The 17197-nt window shown below is 71.5% G+C and carries 13 protein-coding genes; 8 read left to right on the top strand and 5 right to left on the bottom strand.

The annotated features are described in order from the left end of the window. Nucleotides 1-34: 34 nt before the first annotated feature. The 4 genes from glgC (at nucleotide 35) to AB0H32_RS09780 (ending at nucleotide 6793) form a co-directional block, all read left to right on the top strand. Nucleotides 35-1255, top strand: a complete 1221-nt coding sequence (gene glgC / locus AB0H32_RS09795; RefSeq protein WP_361117001.1) for a glucose-1-phosphate adenylyltransferase — start codon at nucleotides 35-37, stop codon at nucleotides 1253-1255. Nucleotides 1256-1389: 134 nt separating this feature from the next. Continuing rightward, a complete protein-coding gene (locus tag AB0H32_RS09790; RefSeq protein ID WP_361116998.1) occupies nucleotides 1390-3711 on the top strand; it encodes a GH92 family glycosyl hydrolase in 2322 nt (773 codons plus the stop codon). 152 nt (nucleotides 3712-3863) lie between these two features. Next, on the top strand, nucleotides 3864-5195 hold the full coding sequence (locus tag AB0H32_RS09785) for a wax ester/triacylglycerol synthase family O-acyltransferase (RefSeq protein ID WP_361116995.1): 1332 nt from the start codon (nucleotides 3864-3866) through the stop codon (nucleotides 5193-5195). Between the two features lie 104 nt (nucleotides 5196-5299). Next, nucleotides 5300-6793 carry an SDR family NAD(P)-dependent oxidoreductase gene (locus AB0H32_RS09780; protein ID WP_361116992.1) on the top strand — a complete coding sequence of 498 codons (1494 nt, stop codon included), beginning with the start codon at nucleotides 5300-5302 and terminating at the stop codon, nucleotides 6791-6793. A 54-nt stretch (nucleotides 6794-6847) separates the two neighbouring features. On the opposite strand, the gene AB0H32_RS09775 is transcribed toward AB0H32_RS09780, so the two are convergent. Beyond that, entirely contained in the window at nucleotides 6848-7672 is an 825-nt protein-coding gene (locus tag AB0H32_RS09775) for an SDR family oxidoreductase (protein WP_361116989.1), read from the bottom strand. Nucleotides 7673-7728: 56 nt separating this feature from the next. Continuing rightward, entirely contained in the window at nucleotides 7729-8133 is a 405-nt protein-coding gene (locus AB0H32_RS09770) for a hypothetical protein (protein WP_361116986.1), read from the bottom strand. Between the two features lie 497 nt (nucleotides 8134-8630). Here AB0H32_RS09770 and AB0H32_RS09765 point away from each other — a divergent pair, with 497 nt between their 5' ends. Both AB0H32_RS09765 and AB0H32_RS09760 read left to right on the top strand, forming a co-directional pair. Next, a complete protein-coding gene (locus AB0H32_RS09765) occupies nucleotides 8631-8804 on the top strand; it encodes a hypothetical protein (RefSeq protein WP_361116983.1) in 174 nt (57 codons plus the stop codon). Nucleotides 8805-8860: 56 nt separating this feature from the next. Continuing rightward, on the top strand, nucleotides 8861-9346 hold the full coding sequence (locus AB0H32_RS09760) for an N-acetyltransferase (RefSeq protein WP_361116980.1): 486 nt from the start codon (nucleotides 8861-8863) through the stop codon (nucleotides 9344-9346). A 12-nt stretch (nucleotides 9347-9358) separates the two neighbouring features. Here the strand turns inward: AB0H32_RS09760 and AB0H32_RS09755 are convergent, their stop codons facing one another. Beyond that, a complete protein-coding gene (locus tag AB0H32_RS09755; protein WP_361116977.1) occupies nucleotides 9359-10720 on the bottom strand; it encodes an amidase family protein in 1362 nt (453 codons plus the stop codon). A gap of 208 nt (nucleotides 10721-10928) precedes the next feature. Here AB0H32_RS09755 and AB0H32_RS09750 point away from each other — a divergent pair, with 208 nt between their 5' ends. Next, nucleotides 10929-13265 carry an alpha-L-fucosidase gene (locus AB0H32_RS09750; RefSeq protein WP_361116973.1) on the top strand — a complete coding sequence of 779 codons (2337 nt, stop codon included), beginning with the start codon at nucleotides 10929-10931 and terminating at the stop codon, nucleotides 13263-13265. A 55-nt stretch (nucleotides 13266-13320) separates the two neighbouring features. Here the strand turns inward: AB0H32_RS09750 and AB0H32_RS09745 are convergent, their stop codons facing one another. Together AB0H32_RS09745 and AB0H32_RS09740 are read right to left on the bottom strand one after the other, a co-directional pair. Next, nucleotides 13321-14379, bottom strand: a complete 1059-nt coding sequence (locus AB0H32_RS09745; RefSeq protein ID WP_361116970.1) for a matrixin family metalloprotease — start codon at nucleotides 14377-14379, stop codon at nucleotides 13321-13323. Between the two features lie 243 nt (nucleotides 14380-14622). Beyond that, nucleotides 14623-15669, bottom strand: coding sequence for a LacI family DNA-binding transcriptional regulator (locus tag AB0H32_RS09740; protein WP_361116967.1), 1047 nt, complete (start codon nucleotides 15667-15669; stop codon nucleotides 14623-14625). Nucleotides 15670-15905: 236 nt separating this feature from the next. Here AB0H32_RS09740 and AB0H32_RS09735 point away from each other — a divergent pair, with 236 nt between their 5' ends. Further along, nucleotides 15906-17195 (top strand): extracellular solute-binding protein, encoded by a 1290-nt coding sequence (locus tag AB0H32_RS09735; protein ID WP_361116964.1) that lies wholly within the window; start codon nucleotides 15906-15908, stop codon nucleotides 17193-17195. Nucleotides 17196-17197: the final 2 nt, after the last annotated feature.

Here is a 17197-nt window from a genome sequence, read left to right as displayed (position 1 = left end):
CAGCCATGGTTCAACCAGGGTGAGGGGAGCGGCCATGCGTCGTGGGGGACCTTCGGTGCTCGGGATCGTTCTGGCGGGCGGGGAGGGCAAGCGCCTGATGCCGCTCACCGCGGACCGCGCCAAACCGGCCGTCACCTTCGGCGGCACCTACCGGCTCGTCGACTTCGTGCTGTCCAACCTCGTCAACGCCGACGTCCTGCGCATCTGCGTGCTGACCCAGTACAAGTCCCATTCGCTGGACCGGCACATCACCACCACCTGGCGGATGTCCAGCCTGCTCGGCAACTACGTCACCCCGGTCCCCGCCCAGCAGCGCCTCGGCCCGCGCTGGTACCTGGGCAGCGCCGACGCGATCCTGCAGTCCCTGAACCTCGTGCACGACGAACAGCCCGAGTACGTGGCCGTGTTCGGCGCCGACCACGTCTACCGCATGGACCCGCGGCAGATGCTGCACCAGCACATCGAGGGCGGAGCGGGCGTGACGGTGGCCGGCATCCGCGTCCCGCGCGCCGAGTCCTCCTCCTTCGGGGTGATCACCCCGGGCCCGGACGGCCGCAGCGTCGAGCGCTTCCTGGAGAAGCCGGCCGACCCTCCCGGTCTCGCGGACGACCCCGAGCGCGTGTTCGCCTCGATGGGCAATTACGTCTTCACCACCAAGGCGCTCATCGAGGCACTGCACCGGGACGCCGAGGACACCCGGTCCGTCCACGACATGGGCGGCTCGATCCTGCCCCAGCTGACCGGCCGCGGCGAGGCACAGCTGTACGACTTCAGCGAGAACCATGTGCCCGGCGAGACGACCCGAGACCAGGGCTACTGGCGGGACGTGGGCACCCTGGACGCCTACCACGAGGCCCACATGGACCTCATCGCCGAGCGCCCCGCGTTCAACCTCTACAACCGTCAGTGGCCGGTCTACACCCACTCCAACCAGCTCTCACCGGCCCGCTTCAACGCGGGCGGCATCGCGAGCGAGTCCATCATCAGCGCGGGCTGCCTGATCCGGGGCCAGGTCAGCAGGTCCGTGCTGTCGCCGGGCGTCCGGGTCGACCCGGGGGCGGTGGTGCAGGGCTCGGTGCTGCACGACAACGTGCGCATCGGCCGGGGAGCGGTCGTCCGCGGTGCCGTCCTGGACAAGAACGTCGAGGTGCCGCCCGGCGCGACCATCGGCGTCAACCCGGAGCGGGACGCCGCGCTGTACACCGTCTCCCGGGGCGGGGTGATCGCCCTGGGGAAGGGCCGGCGGGTGTCGTAGCGGGCCGGCCGCTGCCCTCGCCCGGGCGGCGGCCGACGCGACGCGCCGACACATTCCGCCCGGGATACCCGAGTTCGCCTCGTTCGCCCCGCACGATGCAGGCAACGATGTCGAACCTTCGGAGGTCATCCGCCATGAGAGGGACCCGGCGCACGCGGCTGTGCCTGGCCGGGGTGATGGCAGCGTCCGCGCTGATCGCCACCCCCACCGCACGGGCCGCCGAGCGGACCGACGGCCACCTCACCGACCTGGTCAACCCGTTCATCGGGAGCCAGAACGAGGGCAACACCTTCCCCGGCGCCGCCGTGCCCTTCGGCATGGTGCAGCTCTCCCCGGACACCGGGCACAGCACCGGCTACGACTACACGCAGAACCACATCCGCGGCTTCTCGCTGGTCCATCTCTCGGGCGTCGGCTGCCGGATCGGCGGCGACCTGCCCGTGCTGCCCACCACCGGCGACGTCACACAGACGGACTACGCGAAGTACGCCGCCGGATTCTCGCACCAGAACGAGGAGGCGAGCCCCGGCTACTACCGCGTCGGCCTGGACTCCGGCATCCGCGCCGAGCTGACCGCGACCGAGCGCACCGGTGTGCAGCGCTACACCTTTCCGGCCACGGACAAGGCCAATGTCCTGCTGAACGCGGTCCAGTCGCTGCACCAGGCGACCGGCAGCACGGTGGAGATCCTCGACGACCACACCGTGCGCACCGAGATCACCGGCCACGGATTCTGCCGTGACACCGGCCCCTACTCCGTCTACACCGTCACCCGCTTCAGCCGGCCCTTCACCGCGTACGGCACCTGGGCCGGCTCCAAGGTCACCCCCGGTGCCCGCACCGGGACCGGCGGCGCCTACGTCCGCTTCGACACGACGAAGGACCGTACCGTCGAGGCCACCACCGCCCTGTCGTACGTCGATGCACGCGGCGCCGCCGTCAACCTGCGCGCCGAGGGCGGCCGGTCCTTCGACGCCGCACGCGAGCAGGCCCGCGAGCAGTGGGAGCGGCGGCTCGCGGCCGTCCGCGTCGACGGCGGCGACCCGGCGCTGCGCCGCACGTTCTACTCCTCGCTGTACCGCTCGTTCCTCGCGCCCAACATCGGCAGTGACGCCGACGGCCGCTACACGGGCTGGGACCGCCGGGTCCACCGTGCGGAGCGGTTCACGTACTACCAGAACTGGTCCCTGTGGGACACCTACCGCACCCAGGCCCAGCTCCTCGCCCTGCTCGCGCCCCGTGAGGCACGGGACATGGCCCTGTCCGTGGTGAAGGTCGCCGAGGACGGCGGCTGGCTGCCCAAGTGGGGCTACGGCCCCGTCGAGACGAACATCATGAGCGGCGACCCGGTCACCCCGTTCCTGACCACCGCCTACCACATGGGCCTGCTCAAGGGCTTCGAGGAGCGGGCCTACCGGGTGCTGCGCGAGAACGCCGACGGGGTGCCGCCGGCCGCCTACCCGGGCATCGGCCGGGAGGCCAACGCCGAGTACATCGCGCACGGCTTCGCCCCCTACGACAAGGACCGCCCGTACGCCAAGATGGGCGACTCCGACTACCGGCACGGCGCCTCCGTCACCCTGGAGTACGCCCTCGCCGATGCCATGCTCGCCCAGATGGCACGCGGTCTCGGCCATGACGCCGACGCCGCCCGGTACGCCGCCCGGGCGCAGAACTACCGGAAGATCTTCGACCCCGCCACCGGCTTCTTCCGCGCCCGGGACGCCGCCGGCGCCTTCACCGGCTCGGCCGACCCGGCCCGCGGCATCGGCTTCCACGAGGGCACCGCCTGGCAGTACCAGTGGCTCGTCCCGCAGGACCTGCCCGGCATGGTCGGCCTGATCGGCGGCGAGCGCGCGGCCAACGACCGCCTGGACACCTTCTTCGCCTACGACCGGCTGCTGGCGGACCCGGGGAAGACGGCCCGCGAGGTGTGGGTGCACGGCGACGCGTACAACTACTACAACGCCGACAAGTACAACCCGATGAACGAGCCCGACCTCATCGCGCCGTACACCTATCTCTCCACCGGCCAGCCCTGGAAGACCACGGACGTCGTGCATGCGGCGCTGACCCTCTTCACCGACGGACCCACCGGCATGACCGGCAACGACGACCTCGGCACCATGTCCTCCTGGAACGTGCTGTCGTCGATCGGGCTCTTCCCGATCCAGCCCGGCTACGACACCTGGGGCCTGTCCACGCCGGTCTTCGACCGCGTCGACCTCACCCTGGACCGCCGCTTCTGGCCGGGCGGCCGGCTGACGGTCACCGCCCCGGGCACCTCGGCGAGCAACCGCTACGTCCAGGCCGTGCACACCGACGGGACCGCGCACACGCGGACCTATCTGACGACGGGTGCCCTGCGTTCCCTGGGCACCCTCGCCTTCACGGTCGGCTCGCGCCCGTCCGAGTGGGGTACGTCACCCCAGGCGGCACCCCCGGTCCTGAAGTGACCTCAGGAGTCTCATGAGTCCCGCCCCTTTCGCAGGGGCGGGTCTTAATCTGTCGTTAACTGTGCGTAACGTGATCGTACTTGACCGTAATCGGCTCGCACGCTTTGACTGTTGCACTGACACCTCCCCCGTCGTCGACGCGAGGCAAGCCCTTGACTTCCGACCTGCTCGCTCCTCTCGACCTGGCCTTCTGGAACATGGAGTCCGACCGGCACCCGATGCACCTCGGCGCGCTCGGCGTCTTCACCGCGCACTCGCCCACCGCGGGCGCCCACGCCGCCGATCTGCTCGCCGCCCGGGCTGCCGCCGTGCCCGGGCTGCGCATGCGCATCCGGGACGTCTGGCAGCCGCTCGCCTTCGGCGGCGCCGCCCGCGAGGACGACCCGGACTTCGACCCGCTCCACCACGTCCGGCTGCACGCCCCGACCGCCGACTTCCACGCGGTCGCCGGGAAGCTGATGGAGCGTCCGCTGGAGCGCGACCGCCCACCGTGGGAGGCGCACGTCCTGCCCGGCGAGGACGGAGTCTCCTTCGCCGTGCTGTTCAAGTTCCACCACGCCCTGGCCGACGGGCTGCGCGCGCTCAAGCTCGCCGCCGGCGTCCTCGACCCGGTCGACCTGCCCGAGCGCGGCCCGCGTGCCATCGAGCCGTCCCGCGGTCTGCTCTCCGACGTGCGCAGACTTCCCGGTCTGATCCCCCAGCTGGTCAAGGGCGCACTGTCCGACATGGGCCGCGCCCTGGACATCGGCGCATCGCTGGCCCGGTCGACCTTCGGCATGCGCCCCTCGTCCGCGCTGACCTCCGCGCCCACCGGCACCCGCCGCACGGCCGGCGTCGTCGTGGACATCGACGACGTGCACCGGGTCCGCAAGAGCGTCGGCGGCACCGTCAACGACGTCCTCATCGCCGTCGTCGCCGGTGCGCTGCGCCGCTGGCTGGACGAGCGCGGCGACGGCAGCGAGGGCGTGTCGCCCCGTGCCCTCATCCCCGTCTCGCGGCGCCGCCCGCGCTCCGCCCACCCACAGGGCAACCGGCTCTCCGGGTACCTGATACGGCTCCCGGTGGACGACCCCGACCCGCTGCGCCGCCTCGACACGGTCCGCACCGCGATGATCCGCAACAAGGACGCGGGACCCAACCGGGGAGCCGGTGCGGTCGCGCTGCTCGCCGACCATGTGCCCGCCCTCGGTCACCGGCTCGGCGGCCCGCTGGTCGGCCAGGCGGCCCGGCTCTGGTTCGACATCCTGGTCACCAGCGTGCCGCTGCCCGGATTCGGGCTGAGGCTCGGCGGCAACCAGCTCGCCGAGGTCTACCCGCTCGCCCCGCTCGCGCCCGGCCAGGCCCTGGCGGTCGCGATCTCGACGTACCGCGGCCGGGTCCACTACGGGCTCGTCGCCGACGCGCAGGCCGTGCCGGATCTCGATGTGTTCGCGCGCGCGGTGACGGCCGAGGTGCAGACGCTGATCACGGCCTGCCGGGCCTGAGCTGATCGGGTTTGGCCCAGGGGCCCGGTGCTCCGTAAAATTCCCCGTTCGAAAGCGGGCGCGAGTCGGAGCGCCGCGCGGGTGACCAGGGAAGCGGCAGCGCGATGACGGTGACAGAGGACGGCCCGACGGCCATGGACGAGGTCGAGTACGGCCCCGGCATCGACCCCGAGCGCCTGGCCGTCTGCCTCGGCGTGCTCGAGGAACTCGACACGCTGGAGGTCGACCACCCCGACGCCATCGCGGTGCGCCGGGCCACGGCCGGCGTCTACCGCACGGTCAAGCAGCGCCGCCGCCAGGAGCGCCGGGCCGCCAAGACCGCCCACGACAAGGCGGTCACCGAGGCCACCGCGACCGGTTCCGCCCAGCGCATCGACGACGAGACCGAGGGCATCCTGCCGTCGTCGATCACCGAGGCGGGCCGGATCGCGGGCATACTCCAGCGCCCCCGCTCCTGCTACACATGCAAGACCCGCTACGTCGAGGTCGACTACTTCTACCACCAGCTCTGTCCGGACTGCGCCCGCCTGAACCGCACCAAGCGCGACGCCCGAGCCGACCTGACCGGCAAGCGCGCGCTGCTCACCGGCGGCCGTGCCAAGATCGGCATGTACATCGCGCTGCGGCTGCTGCGTGACGGCGCCCACACGACCATCACCACGCGCTTCCCCAAGGACGCCATCCGCCGGTTCAAGGCCATGGACGACTCGGCGGACTGGATGCACCGGCTGGAGGTCGTCGGCATCGACCTGCGCGACCCGGCGCAGGCCGTGGCCCTGGCCGAGCGGGTCACCGAGGCCGGGCCCCTGGACATCCTGATCAACAACGCGACGCAGACCGTGCGCCGTCTGCCCTCCGCCTACGCGGCCCTGGTCGAGGGCGAGAGCGCCCCGCTGCCCGCCGGTGAGCTGCCCGCCCACCACGTCATCGGCGCCTTCAACTCCGGCGCCGTCGACGGCATCGCCGCGCTGCCCGTAGGCACCAGCGGCCTGGACGCGCAGAAGGTCGCCGACCTCGCGCTCGTCGCGGGCAACGCGAGCGTCGCCCGGCACCTCGACGGCACCGCCATCGACGCGGGCGGTCTCGTCCCCGACGTCGTGGACACCAACACCTGGGTGCAGACCATCGACCAGATCTCGCCGGTCGAGCTGCTGGAGACCCAGCTGTGCAACTACACGTCGCCGTTCATCCTGATCAGCGCCCTGCGCCCGGCGATGGCGGACGCCGCGAAGAAGGCCGCCAGCGGCCGTGCGTACGTCGTCAACGTCTCGGCGATGGAAGGCGTCTTCGGGCGCGGCTACAAGGGCGCCGGGCACCCGAACACCAACGCCGCGAAGGCGGCCATGAACATGGTCACGCGGACCAGCGCGCAGGAGATGTTCCAGACCGACGGCATCCTCATGACCTCGGTCGACACCGGCTGGATCACCGACGAGCGTCCGCACTACGACAAGCTGCGCCTGGCCGAGGCCGGCTTCCACGCGCCGCTCGACCTGGTGGACGGCGCGGCCCGCGTCTACGACCCGGTCGTGCGCGGCGAGGCGGGCGAGGACGTGTACGGCGTCTTCCTGAAGGACTACGAGCCCGGCAAGTGGTAGCGGCTCGCACCGGGCGTCGGCCGTCCGCATGACGCCCGGGACGGAGCAGCCCCGCTAGACGGCCCCGCGCCCCGGAAGGGGCGCGGGGCCGTGCGCCCGCAGGCGGTCGTGCACGGCGTACCCGGTCGCCGCGCGTGCGGCCCGCACCCGTGTCCCGCCGTCCACCAGCAGATCGGCGCCCGTGATCCAATCGGCCGCGTCCGAGGCGAGCCACACCACGGCCCGTGCCACGTCCTGCGGCTCCCCGATCCGCCCGAGCGGCAGCCCCGCGGCCACCTCCGCCTCGCCCGGCTCCCAGACGAACCGGGCCATCTCGGTGCGCACGAGTCCGGGGGAGACGGAGTTGACCCGCACCCGGGGAGCGAGTTCGCCCGCGAGCTGCCGGGTGAGATGCAGCAGGGCCGCCTTGGTGGTGCCGTAGGCGCCGACGTGGGGCCCGACATGCCCGGCACCCTCCGTGCACACGTTGACGACGACCCCGGCGTGCTCCCGCATCCACCCCCGCCAGGCGCACTGCACCAGCCGCAGCGGTGCCTCGACGTTGACCGCGAACGCCTCCCGCCACGCATCCGCGCCGGCCTCCATCAGGGCGCCGTAGGGGCGGTTGGTCGCGGCGTTGTTGACGAGGACGTCCAGCCGTCCGAACTCGCGCAGCACCAGATCGGTCAGCTCCTCGGGATGGCCCGGGCCCGCCACGTCCCCGGCCAGTCCGATCCCGCCCAGCGCGGCGGCCGTGCGCCGCACCTCGCCCGCGTCCCGCGCGGTCACGCACACCAGCGCACCGGCGGCCGCCAGCGCTCCGGCGACGGCGCGTCCGATCCCGCGCGTCCCACCGGTGACGACGGCCGCCCTGCCTTCGAGCCCGTACGACGAGGTCATCGCCGTACCGTCTCATGACGGGCCGTCAGACGACAGGGGTCCGGCCGAGCCCGCGCTCAGTCGACGGCGCCGAGTCGCGCGTTCCGGGCCGCGAGCAGCTCCAGTACGGTGCGCCAGTCCTCCAGCACCCCGGCGTCGAAGCGTGCCGTGCGGCCCTCCTCGGTGGCCTGGCGCAGGCGCAGCGCATCGTCCTCGGCGGGTCCGGCGGGGTGGGAGTCCCCGCGCACCAGCCGGAACACCCGCTCCCCGAGCAGCGGGCGCACCGCCTCGGCCGCGCTGCGCGCCCGCCCCGCCTCGTCGGCCGGGTGCAGCACCGGCCCGATCCCGTGGATCAGCCCCGCCACCTGGAGCTCCTTGTCGGCGGGGCGGCTGCGGCGCAGCAGCGCGGCGGTCCGCAGCGCGTGCTGGTGCCCTCCGGCGTAGAGCAGATCCATCAGCTCCTCGACGCTGCGCAGCTCCATGCGTCAGTCCTTCCGCGAGACAGCCGTTGCCGCCCGCCACCAGACCATGGCGACCTTGCGGCTCGGCCAACGGCACCTGAACTGCGCCGCCTAGGAGCGCAGGCCCTCCACTCGGACTCGAAGCCATGTTCGTACAAGTAGGCCGAGTGGGTGATTCGTCGGAAGAGGCGAGTGATGCGCTTTGTGGCAAATAGCGGCATATTGAAGGGCATTGGGGCGCTAAATGAAGCACATTAGTTACACCTTGTTTGCACTCCCTATCGAGCGGACGTGCGCTCATTTGGTTAATCTGGAATGGACGGACAGCAGTACGGGGTGCTACCCACGCCCACCGTCCGTCGCGGGGTGAGCCGGCCGACAACGGCCTGCTCCGACACGAGAAACCGGCGCCACCGCGTCCGAACAGGCCTTCCATGCAGACCCGAGCGGGCAACGAGTGCCGGAGCGCAGACCGTCCGGTACGCCCCGAAGGGGACCCGACACATAAGGAGTGCGCGGTGACACCGGAGAAGACGAATCGCGACGAACGCCCCAAGGAACGTACGGAGCGCAGGGGCCGCCGCCCCGGAGAACTCGGAATTCTCGACGTGTGGGCCCGGTCCGCCCCGATCCGCCTCGCGGGCTACGAGGACGACCTCGCCGAACCCCACATCCTGCCGAGCGTGGACTGACCCGTCGGCCGGACTGTCGCGATCGCCGCATGCATGGGCGTGACAGACTCACGCCCATGCTGATCAGAGAGGCCGCGGCCGACGACTGGCCGCGGATCTGGCCCTTCTGGCACCGGATCGTCGCCGCCGCCGAGACCTACGCCTGGGACCCCGAGACGTCGCAGGAGGCGGCCCGGGCCCTGTGGATGAGTCCCCCCAAGCGCGTCTACGTGGCCGAGGACCCCGCCGGGACCGTGGTCGGCTCGGCCTACCTCACCCCCAACTACGGCGGCCCCGCCGCGGGCGTCGCCAACGCGGGCTTCATGGTCGACCCCGACCGGACCGGCCAGGGCATCGGACGGGCCCTCGCCGAGCACCTCCTCGCCGAGGCGAAGAGCCACGGCTACCGCGCGATGGTCTTCAATGCCGTGGTGGAGACGAACCCCGCGGTCGGCCTGTGGACCTCCCTCGGCTTCACCGTCCTCGGCACGGTCCCGGACGCCTACGACCATCCCCGCCACGGCCGGGTGGGCCTGCACATCATGTACAAGCCCCTCGACTGACCCTCCACCCCCTCAGGCCCGGCCCCTGTCCGGCGACGGGGCCGTGCGGCGCCAGGGGCTCAGCCGCTCCAGTTCCTCCGCCAGCGCCAGCAGGCCGGGCTCCGTACCCGGGCGGCCCACCAGCTGTACGGCGCAGGGGGCGCCGGAGGGGAGCGTGCCGAAGGGGACCGACATCGCGGGCCAGCCCGTCAGGTTCCACGGTGGGGTGAAGGGCGAATAGGCGGTATTGGCCAAGAGGTTGCGCAGCCAGCCCCGCTCGTGCCACGGGCCGGCCTTGGGGGAGCGGCGGGCCAGGGCCGGGGTGAGCAGGACGTCGTGCTCGGTGAAGAACGGCGTCAGCCGGGCGCGCAGCCGCTCGCGTCCGTCGCCGGTGCGGACGGCGGGCAGGAAACGCCGGCCCACGGCCGCGTGCACCCGGGTCCGCCGGGCCAGCCGCGCCGGATCGAGACCCGCCGCGTCCATCGCCGTGCCCGCCGTCCAGTGCTGCAGCGAGGTCACGCCCAGGGAGAGGGGGTAGGGCGGCTCGGCCCGCCGGACCCGGTGACCGGCCTGGGCCAGCATCCCGGCCGCCTCCCGGACCGCGGTCGTATACGGCTTGCTCACGCTCACCCCGGCCAGCGGGCTGCGCAGCGCGACGGCGATCCTGCGGGGCGGGGGCTCCTCCTCAGGGCGGCCGGCGCCGGCGTCCGCCAGGACGTCGAACATCAGCCGCAGATCCTCGACCGTGGTGGCCAGCGGCCCGTTCTCCGCCATGCCGAACCAGTCGCCGTTGCCGATCCCCGCCGGCACCACCCCGTGCCCGGGCTTCAGGGTGACCAGCCCGCAGTTGGCCGCCGGGATGCGCAGCGAGCCCATGCCGTCGTTGCCGAGCGCGAGCGGCACCAGAGCGGCGGCCACCGCGGCCGCGCTGCCACCGGAGGAGCCGCCCGCCGTCCGGGTGATGTCCCACGGATTGCGGGCGGTGCCGTGCACACCCTCCGTGGTGCCGAAGACGCACAGCTCGGGTACGTTCGTCAGACCCACGACCACGGCGCCGGCGGCCCGCAGCCGGGCCACCGTCACATGGTCCTCGGCGGCCGGGGCGTCCGGGGTCGCGGCGGAGCCGTTGCGGGCGGCCTCGCCGCGCACCGCCAGGTTGTCCTTCACCGCCACCGGAACCCCGGCGAGCGGCAGTCCCGCCAGATCGGCACGGGCGCCCACCTCGTCCGCCTCCGCGAGCGCCGCCTCGGCCCGGACCGTACGGAACGCCCCGACCCGGCCGTCGAGCCGCTCGATCCGTGCGAGGTGCTCCGCGACCACCTCCCGTGGCGTGACCTCCTTCCCTCGTACGGCGGCGGCGATCTCGGCGGCGGTCCGGCCGGCCCAGCTGCTCACGGGCACTCCTTGGCTACTCGTCGGTATGAATCGAGGCGCAGGGAGAACTGTGCACGGTCGGGCGCGGCGCGTCGAGAGCCCGATGGCAGACATGGGATCTGTCATCCGATCTATGGCTCAACTACCGTCTCCGACCGTCCCGTTGACAGTGCCGTGATGCTGACACCATCATCAGACCTCCGATGAATCGGATGCATGGGAGCCGCTCATGAGCACGTATCCCAGACGTCGAATCCTGGGTGCGGCAGCCGGCGTGACCGCCGCGGCCGCCCTCCCCCTCACCACGGCGACCTCCGCTCGGGCCGGCGAGCGTCAGGGACCGTGGGCCACCGTCCCCGACCCCGTGCCCGTCCCGCTGGACGCCCTCTACGACAACGACGGCATCGACACCGCCTCCGCCCGCGGCGGTGACTTCGACGGCTCCGGCTACACCTTCCCCGGCGAGGAGCTGCCCGCCGGCCGCATCGAGGTCGACGGCGTGCCCTTCCTCTTCCCCGCCGCGACCGCAGGAGCCCGCAACAACGCCGTCGCCCTCGGCCAGCGCCTCGACCTCCCGCAGGGCCACTACCTGTCGGCCTTCTTCCTCACCGCCGCGAGCTACGGCAACGCCTCCGGGGCGGCCACCGTCCACTACGCCGACGGCACGACCAGCAGCGCGAGCCTCGGCGGCGCCGACTGGTACGCGGCCGGTGGCCCCCTCTCGGCCCCGTACCGCTACCGGCCGGACGGCGGCAGGGACGACCACGCCGTCGGTATCGGCGTCGCGGAGGTCTGGCTCGACCCCGCCCGCGAGGCCGTCGCCCTCACCCTGCCCGTGACCGGCCCCGCCCAGCCGGACAAGGCGTCCCTGCACCTCTTCGCCCTCACCCTCCAACCGGCCGCCGACGGACGGGCGTTGGCCCTGCGCGCCCCGCACTCCACCCCCTCCCTGCTCGAACCCTCCGGCGCGCAGGGCGTGGAGACCACCGTCGTCAACGCGGGCACGGTCGCCGTACTGGCCGCGGACGGCGTGTCGGTGACGGTCGACGTCCCGGGCGCCCGCACGGTCCAGCCCGCTCGCATCCGCCGCCTCGACCCCGGCGAACAGGCCCGCGTCCGCATCGGCATCCGCAACCGCCCGGGCACTGCGCCGGGCACCCGCCGGGACGGCACGGTCACGGTCACCGGCCGGGGCGCCCGGGCGGCCACGAGCAGGGCTGCGCTGACCCTCGGCACCGCCGACTACGAACCCACCGGGGCCTCTCTCTCGGCACACCAGGCGCCGTACTGGTTCCAGGGAGCCAAGTTCGGCATCTTCATCCACTGGGGCGTCTACTCGGTGCCCGCCTGGTCACCGGTCGGCAAGCAGTACGCCGAGTGGTACTGGAACCACATGCAGGACCCGGCCAACGCGGTGTACGCCCACCACCGGGAGACCTACGGCGCGGACTTCGCCTACGACGACTTCATCCCCCGCTTCACCGCCGAGAAGTTCGACCCGCGGGCCTGGGTGGAGCTGTTCAGCGACGCGGGCGCGCAGTACCACGTCCTGACCTCCAAGCACCACGAGGGCTTCGCCCTGTGGGACACCAAGGTCTCCGACCGCAACGCGGTGAAGGCGGGCCCGAAGCGGGACCTGGTCGGGGAACTCTTCGAGGCCTCCCGCCGCTACGCCCCCGAACTCCGTCGCGGCCTCTACTTCTCCATGCCGGAGTGGTTCAACCCCGACAACCCGTGGATGGGCCACGCCCCGCGCAACCCCTACACCCTCCAGCCGGTCCCGTACACCGGGTACACCTCCGGCAAGGACTACGTCCGCGACTACCAGGCACCACAGATGCTCGAGCTGATCCACGGCTACGACCCCGAGATCATCTGGTGCGACATCGGCGGCGCCAACGACAGCCTCCATGTGCTCGCCGAGTACTTCAACCATGCCAAGAACCGCGCCCGCCCGATCGACGTCACCGTCAACAACCGCTCGGGCGTCGACGTCCACGACTTCACGACCCCCGAGTACACGACGTACGAGAACACGGTCGTCGCCAAGTGGGAGTCGAGCCGTGGCCTGGACCCGTTCAGCTACGGCTACAACCGGGCGACCCCGGACTCCGCGTACATGACCGCCGAGGAGGTGGTCCACAGCCTGGTCGACATCGTCTCGAAGAACGGCAACCTCCTCCTGGACATCGGCCCGCGCGCCGACGGCACGATCCCCGAGATCATGCAGACCCGGCTGCGCGAGACGGGCGCCTGGCTGAAGGTCAACGGGGAGGCGGTGTACGACACCACCTACTGGTCGCGGATGGCCCAGCTCGGGACCGACCTGCGTTTCACGGTCCGCCCGGACGAGGCGTTCTACATCCACTCCCTCGCCGAACCCGGCCCCAGGCTCACGGTCGAGGCCCCGGTACCCGTACGCGCCGGTGACCGGGTGACCCTGCTCGGCCACGACCGGCCCCTGACCTGGACGGTGAGCAAGGGCGCGCTGGTGATCGACGTACCCGAGGCTGCCCGGAAGGCGGGCCGGTACGTGTGGGTCTTCAAGGTGGAGTGGCGCGGCTGAGCACACGGCCGTGCCACTCGCCCGAGGCGGCCCCGGACGCCGGGGCCGCCACCGCTCACCAGTACATCAGCGCGATCGAGCCGCTGCCCCAGGTGGAGTACAGACGGGCCCGGGCCACGTAACGGTGGTCCTTGACGAGCTTGACCTCGAGGCGGCCGTTGCGGTTCTGCCCGCTGTCGTCGTCGGCAGTGACGTACCGCAGTCCGCCGTCGGTGTCCTCGAACAGGGCCAGGACGACATCACTGTCGCCGAACGTGCCGATCTGGTAGCTGCGCGTCTCCGGCGGAACGATCTCGAAGTCGCCCTGTTCCCCGGTGGCGAGCCGCAGCGGGGTCGACTGGAACGCCTGGAGCCTGGCCGGCTGGGCGGCCAGCGCCGGGTACCACTGCAGGACGCGCTCCTTGTCCGTGGCGGACAGGCCCAGCGTCTCGGGGATGCCACCGCGGTAGCGCTCCGGACGCACGATCAGTCCGCCGTTGAAGCTGTACTCCATGATGGAGTCGGGGTCCCAGGTCGAACCCGTCACCTCGTCCTGCGACAGCTTGCGCAGGATGTTGTTGAACGTGACCTCGTGGGGCCAGTTGTTGGGAGGCCCCCCGAGATCCGCGTAGACCTTCGCCTCGTCCCACACGATGCCGGCGAAGGGGTTCTGGTGCTCGTGGGCGAAGCCGATCGCGTGCCCGGTCTCGTGCAGCGCGGTGGCCTTGCCGTACCGGGTGGTCAGGTCCCAGCCGAACGTCATGGTCGGCTGGTTGGTACCGATCGTCAGATTGTCCCGGCCGACGTACGACGCGGAGCCCTCGCGCTCGTCGAAGACGATGCGGATCTCGGAGTCGCCGGGATCGGTCACCTCCTGGAACTCCAGCCCGATGCCGAGGTCCTTCCAGGCCTGGAAGGCGTGCCGGACCTCGTCCAGTTGCTCCTCGCCTCCGATGTCACCGCCGTGATCGAGAAAGGCGTAGTGCAGGACCGTGCCGTTGACCCACTTGGCGCGGACCAGCAGGATGGCCCTCGACCGGCTCGGACTGAGGTCCGGGCGCAACACGGGCTGGGTCTGGGGCGGTTGGGCGCAATAGCGGGGCGTGGCTGTCCCGCTCTCGGCCGGCGCGTTCATGGCGGCCCTCCTTCAGGTGCGTGGCTGCCACCGCGAGGGCGAGCACGTACCCAGCCGTCGGCCGGTGGTCGGGCGGAGAAGGAGGTCGGCGGCACGAAGCTGATCGCCACCACGGTGTTACGGCTCTCGACGAAATGCCCGATCCGATGACTCCAGCATCTTTCCGGACGGGCCGTTCCGCAAGTGTTGAATCGTGAAACACGGTGTGGCGCCGCGCTGTTGAACGATGAAGCACCCCCTCTCTCATGCCCGCCGCGCCGCCCCCGTACTGCCCCGCCCCGTCAGCCGGGGCACCGGTACCCCCACCGCCCGCGCCGCGTGACCGTCCAGCAGCGCCAGCAGTTCCCGGGCCGCCGTCCGGCCGAACTCGGCGCTGTCACGGGACAGCGCGGACAGCCGTGGGGTGACCATGCGGCACAGCGCCGAGTCCTCCCAGGAGACCAGTGAGACGTCCTGCGGGACGCGAAAGCCGAGTTCGGCGGCGGCGGCGAGACCGGCGACGGCCATCACGTCGTTGTCGTAGATCAGCGCGGTCGGGGGAGGGGAGCCGCCGAGCATCCGGCGGGTCACGGCGGCACCCTCCGTGTCGGAGTAGTCGGTGGTCACCGACCGGACCTCGGCCAGGTCGCGACGCTCGGCCTCCGCGCGCAGGGTGGCGACACGGCGCTGGGTGTGCGCGAGGCCGGGCAGGCCGGCGATGTGCACGATCCGCCGGTGGCCGAGCGTCGTCAGCTCGTCGACCACGGAGGCCATCGCGCCGGCGTCGTCCGCCCAGACCGTGGACAGGCCGGGGTGCCGGACGTCGGGCGCGCCGCCGATGACGACGGCGGGCAGGCCCAGCTCGTCCAGCAGGTCGGGGCGCGGGTCCTCGGCGCGCGGGTCCACCACCAGGACGCCGTCCACCCGGTGCTCCGCCCACCAGCGCCGGTAGACCGCGCACTCGTCGGCCACGTCCTGGGCCACCTGGAAGAGCAGGCCCAGATGGCGCTCGGCGAGCACCTCCTGGATGCCGGAGACGAGCTGGAGGAAGAAGGAGTCGACACCCAGCGTGTCCGCGGGGCGGGCGAGGACGAAGCCGACCGTGGCCGCGCCCTCGCCGGAGAGCGCGCGAGCCGCCGTGCTGGGGTGCCAGCCGAGCTGCTCGGCGACCCGGTGGACCCGGGCACGGGTGGTCTCCGAGACGCCGGGGCGGCCGTTGAGCGCGAAGGAGACCGCGCTCTCGGAGACTCCGGCGCGGCGCGCGATGTCCTTCATCGTCGGCCGCCGCGCGGGTGATCGCTTCTCCGGCAACGTGGGGCTCCCCTCCGTACGGTCCGGTACCGGCCAACTGCTAATGCGCTTGAGCGGACTTACCCTAAAGCGCATTAGCGATCGACGGCAATAGACTCAACCCACAGCTGTGAACTGGGATTTTGAGTCACTAATGACTTTAGCTGGGCCGAATCCATTGACGCGCCCCGGAAACGGTGGGCACAGTCTGGCCCGGCACCTTCGGCCACATCCCACTGCAAAGGAGCCCCGTCGTCGTGCGCATCTCCCGCAGAACCTTCGCCGCCGCTGCCGTCGCCCTAGTCCTGCCGCTGAGCGCGTGCGGATCGGGCGACGACGACGCCGGCTCGACCGACGCCTCGGGCAAGGTCGAGGGCGACATCACCTTCCAGACCTGGAACCTGCGCGCCAACTTCAAGCCGTACTTCGAGGGCCTGATCGCGGACTTCGAGAAGAAGTACCCCGGCACCCATGTCAAGTGGATCGACCAGCCCGCCGAGGGCTACCCCGACAAGATCAGCGCCGACGCGGCCGGCGGCACGCTGCCCGACGTCGTGAACGTGTCCCCGGACCTGGTCGCCCCGCTCGTCAAGGCGGGCCTCGCCCTCGACCTGGACAAGGCGGCGAGCAGGTACAAGTCCGAGTACCTCGACGGAGCCTGGGCCAGTCACCAGGTGCCGGGGACGAGCGGGACCTACGCCTTCCCCTGGTACCTGAACACCGGGCCGCTCTTCTACAACAAGTCCCTGTTCACGAAGGCCGGACTCGACCCGAGCGCGCCGCCGAAGACGTACGGCGAACTTTTCGCCGACGCCCTGCAGATGGCGAGGAAGAGCGACGGCAAGGTCGCCACCCTCGCCAACGTGCCCAGCATCGAGGACTTCGGCCGGTACGGTGCCCGGCTGATGAACGAGGAAGGGACCGGGTTCGCCTTCAACGACTCCAAGGGGGTCGAACTCCTCACCAAGTACAAGGAGTTGTACGACGCCAAGGCGCTCGACCCGCAGGCGCTCACCGCCACCCCCGAGTCCACCGGGAAGAAGTTCCTCACCGAGGCCGTCGCCATGAACCCCGGCAGCGCCCTCGACCTCGGCAACTTCAAGAAGCAGGCACCGGGGCTGTACAGGAACATCGGTATCACCGACCAGATCACCAGCACCGGGCACGTCAACATGTACGTGATGGGTGTGATGGTCAACTCCCGCACCAGGCACACCCCGGCCGCCGTCGCCTTCGCCCACTTCGTCACCGACGCGAAGAACCAGATGTCCTTCGCCAAGAAGGTCGCCATCTTCCCCAGCACCGCGGGCTCCCTCGACGACCCGTACTTCACCAAGGAGGACGGCACCGACGAGACGCGCGTCCGTATCGCCGCCGCCAAATCCCTGAAGAACGCCGTCAACTACACGCCGGTGCTGTTCAGCGAGCAGATGAAGACCGCGCTGCGCAACGAGGTCGCCAAGGCCCTGCAGGGCAAGGAGAGCCCCAAGGCGGCGCTCGACAACGCTGTCAAGGCCTGCGACCAGCTCCTGAAGCAGCAGGGCTGACA

Source organism: Streptomyces sp. NPDC020362 (genome assembly GCF_040642095.1).
Classification (GTDB): Bacteria; Actinomycetota; Actinomycetes; order Streptomycetales; family Streptomycetaceae; genus Streptomyces.
The sequence above is the reverse complement of the archived record's forward strand: the minus strand, read 5'-3'. Positions and strand labels throughout refer to the sequence as shown.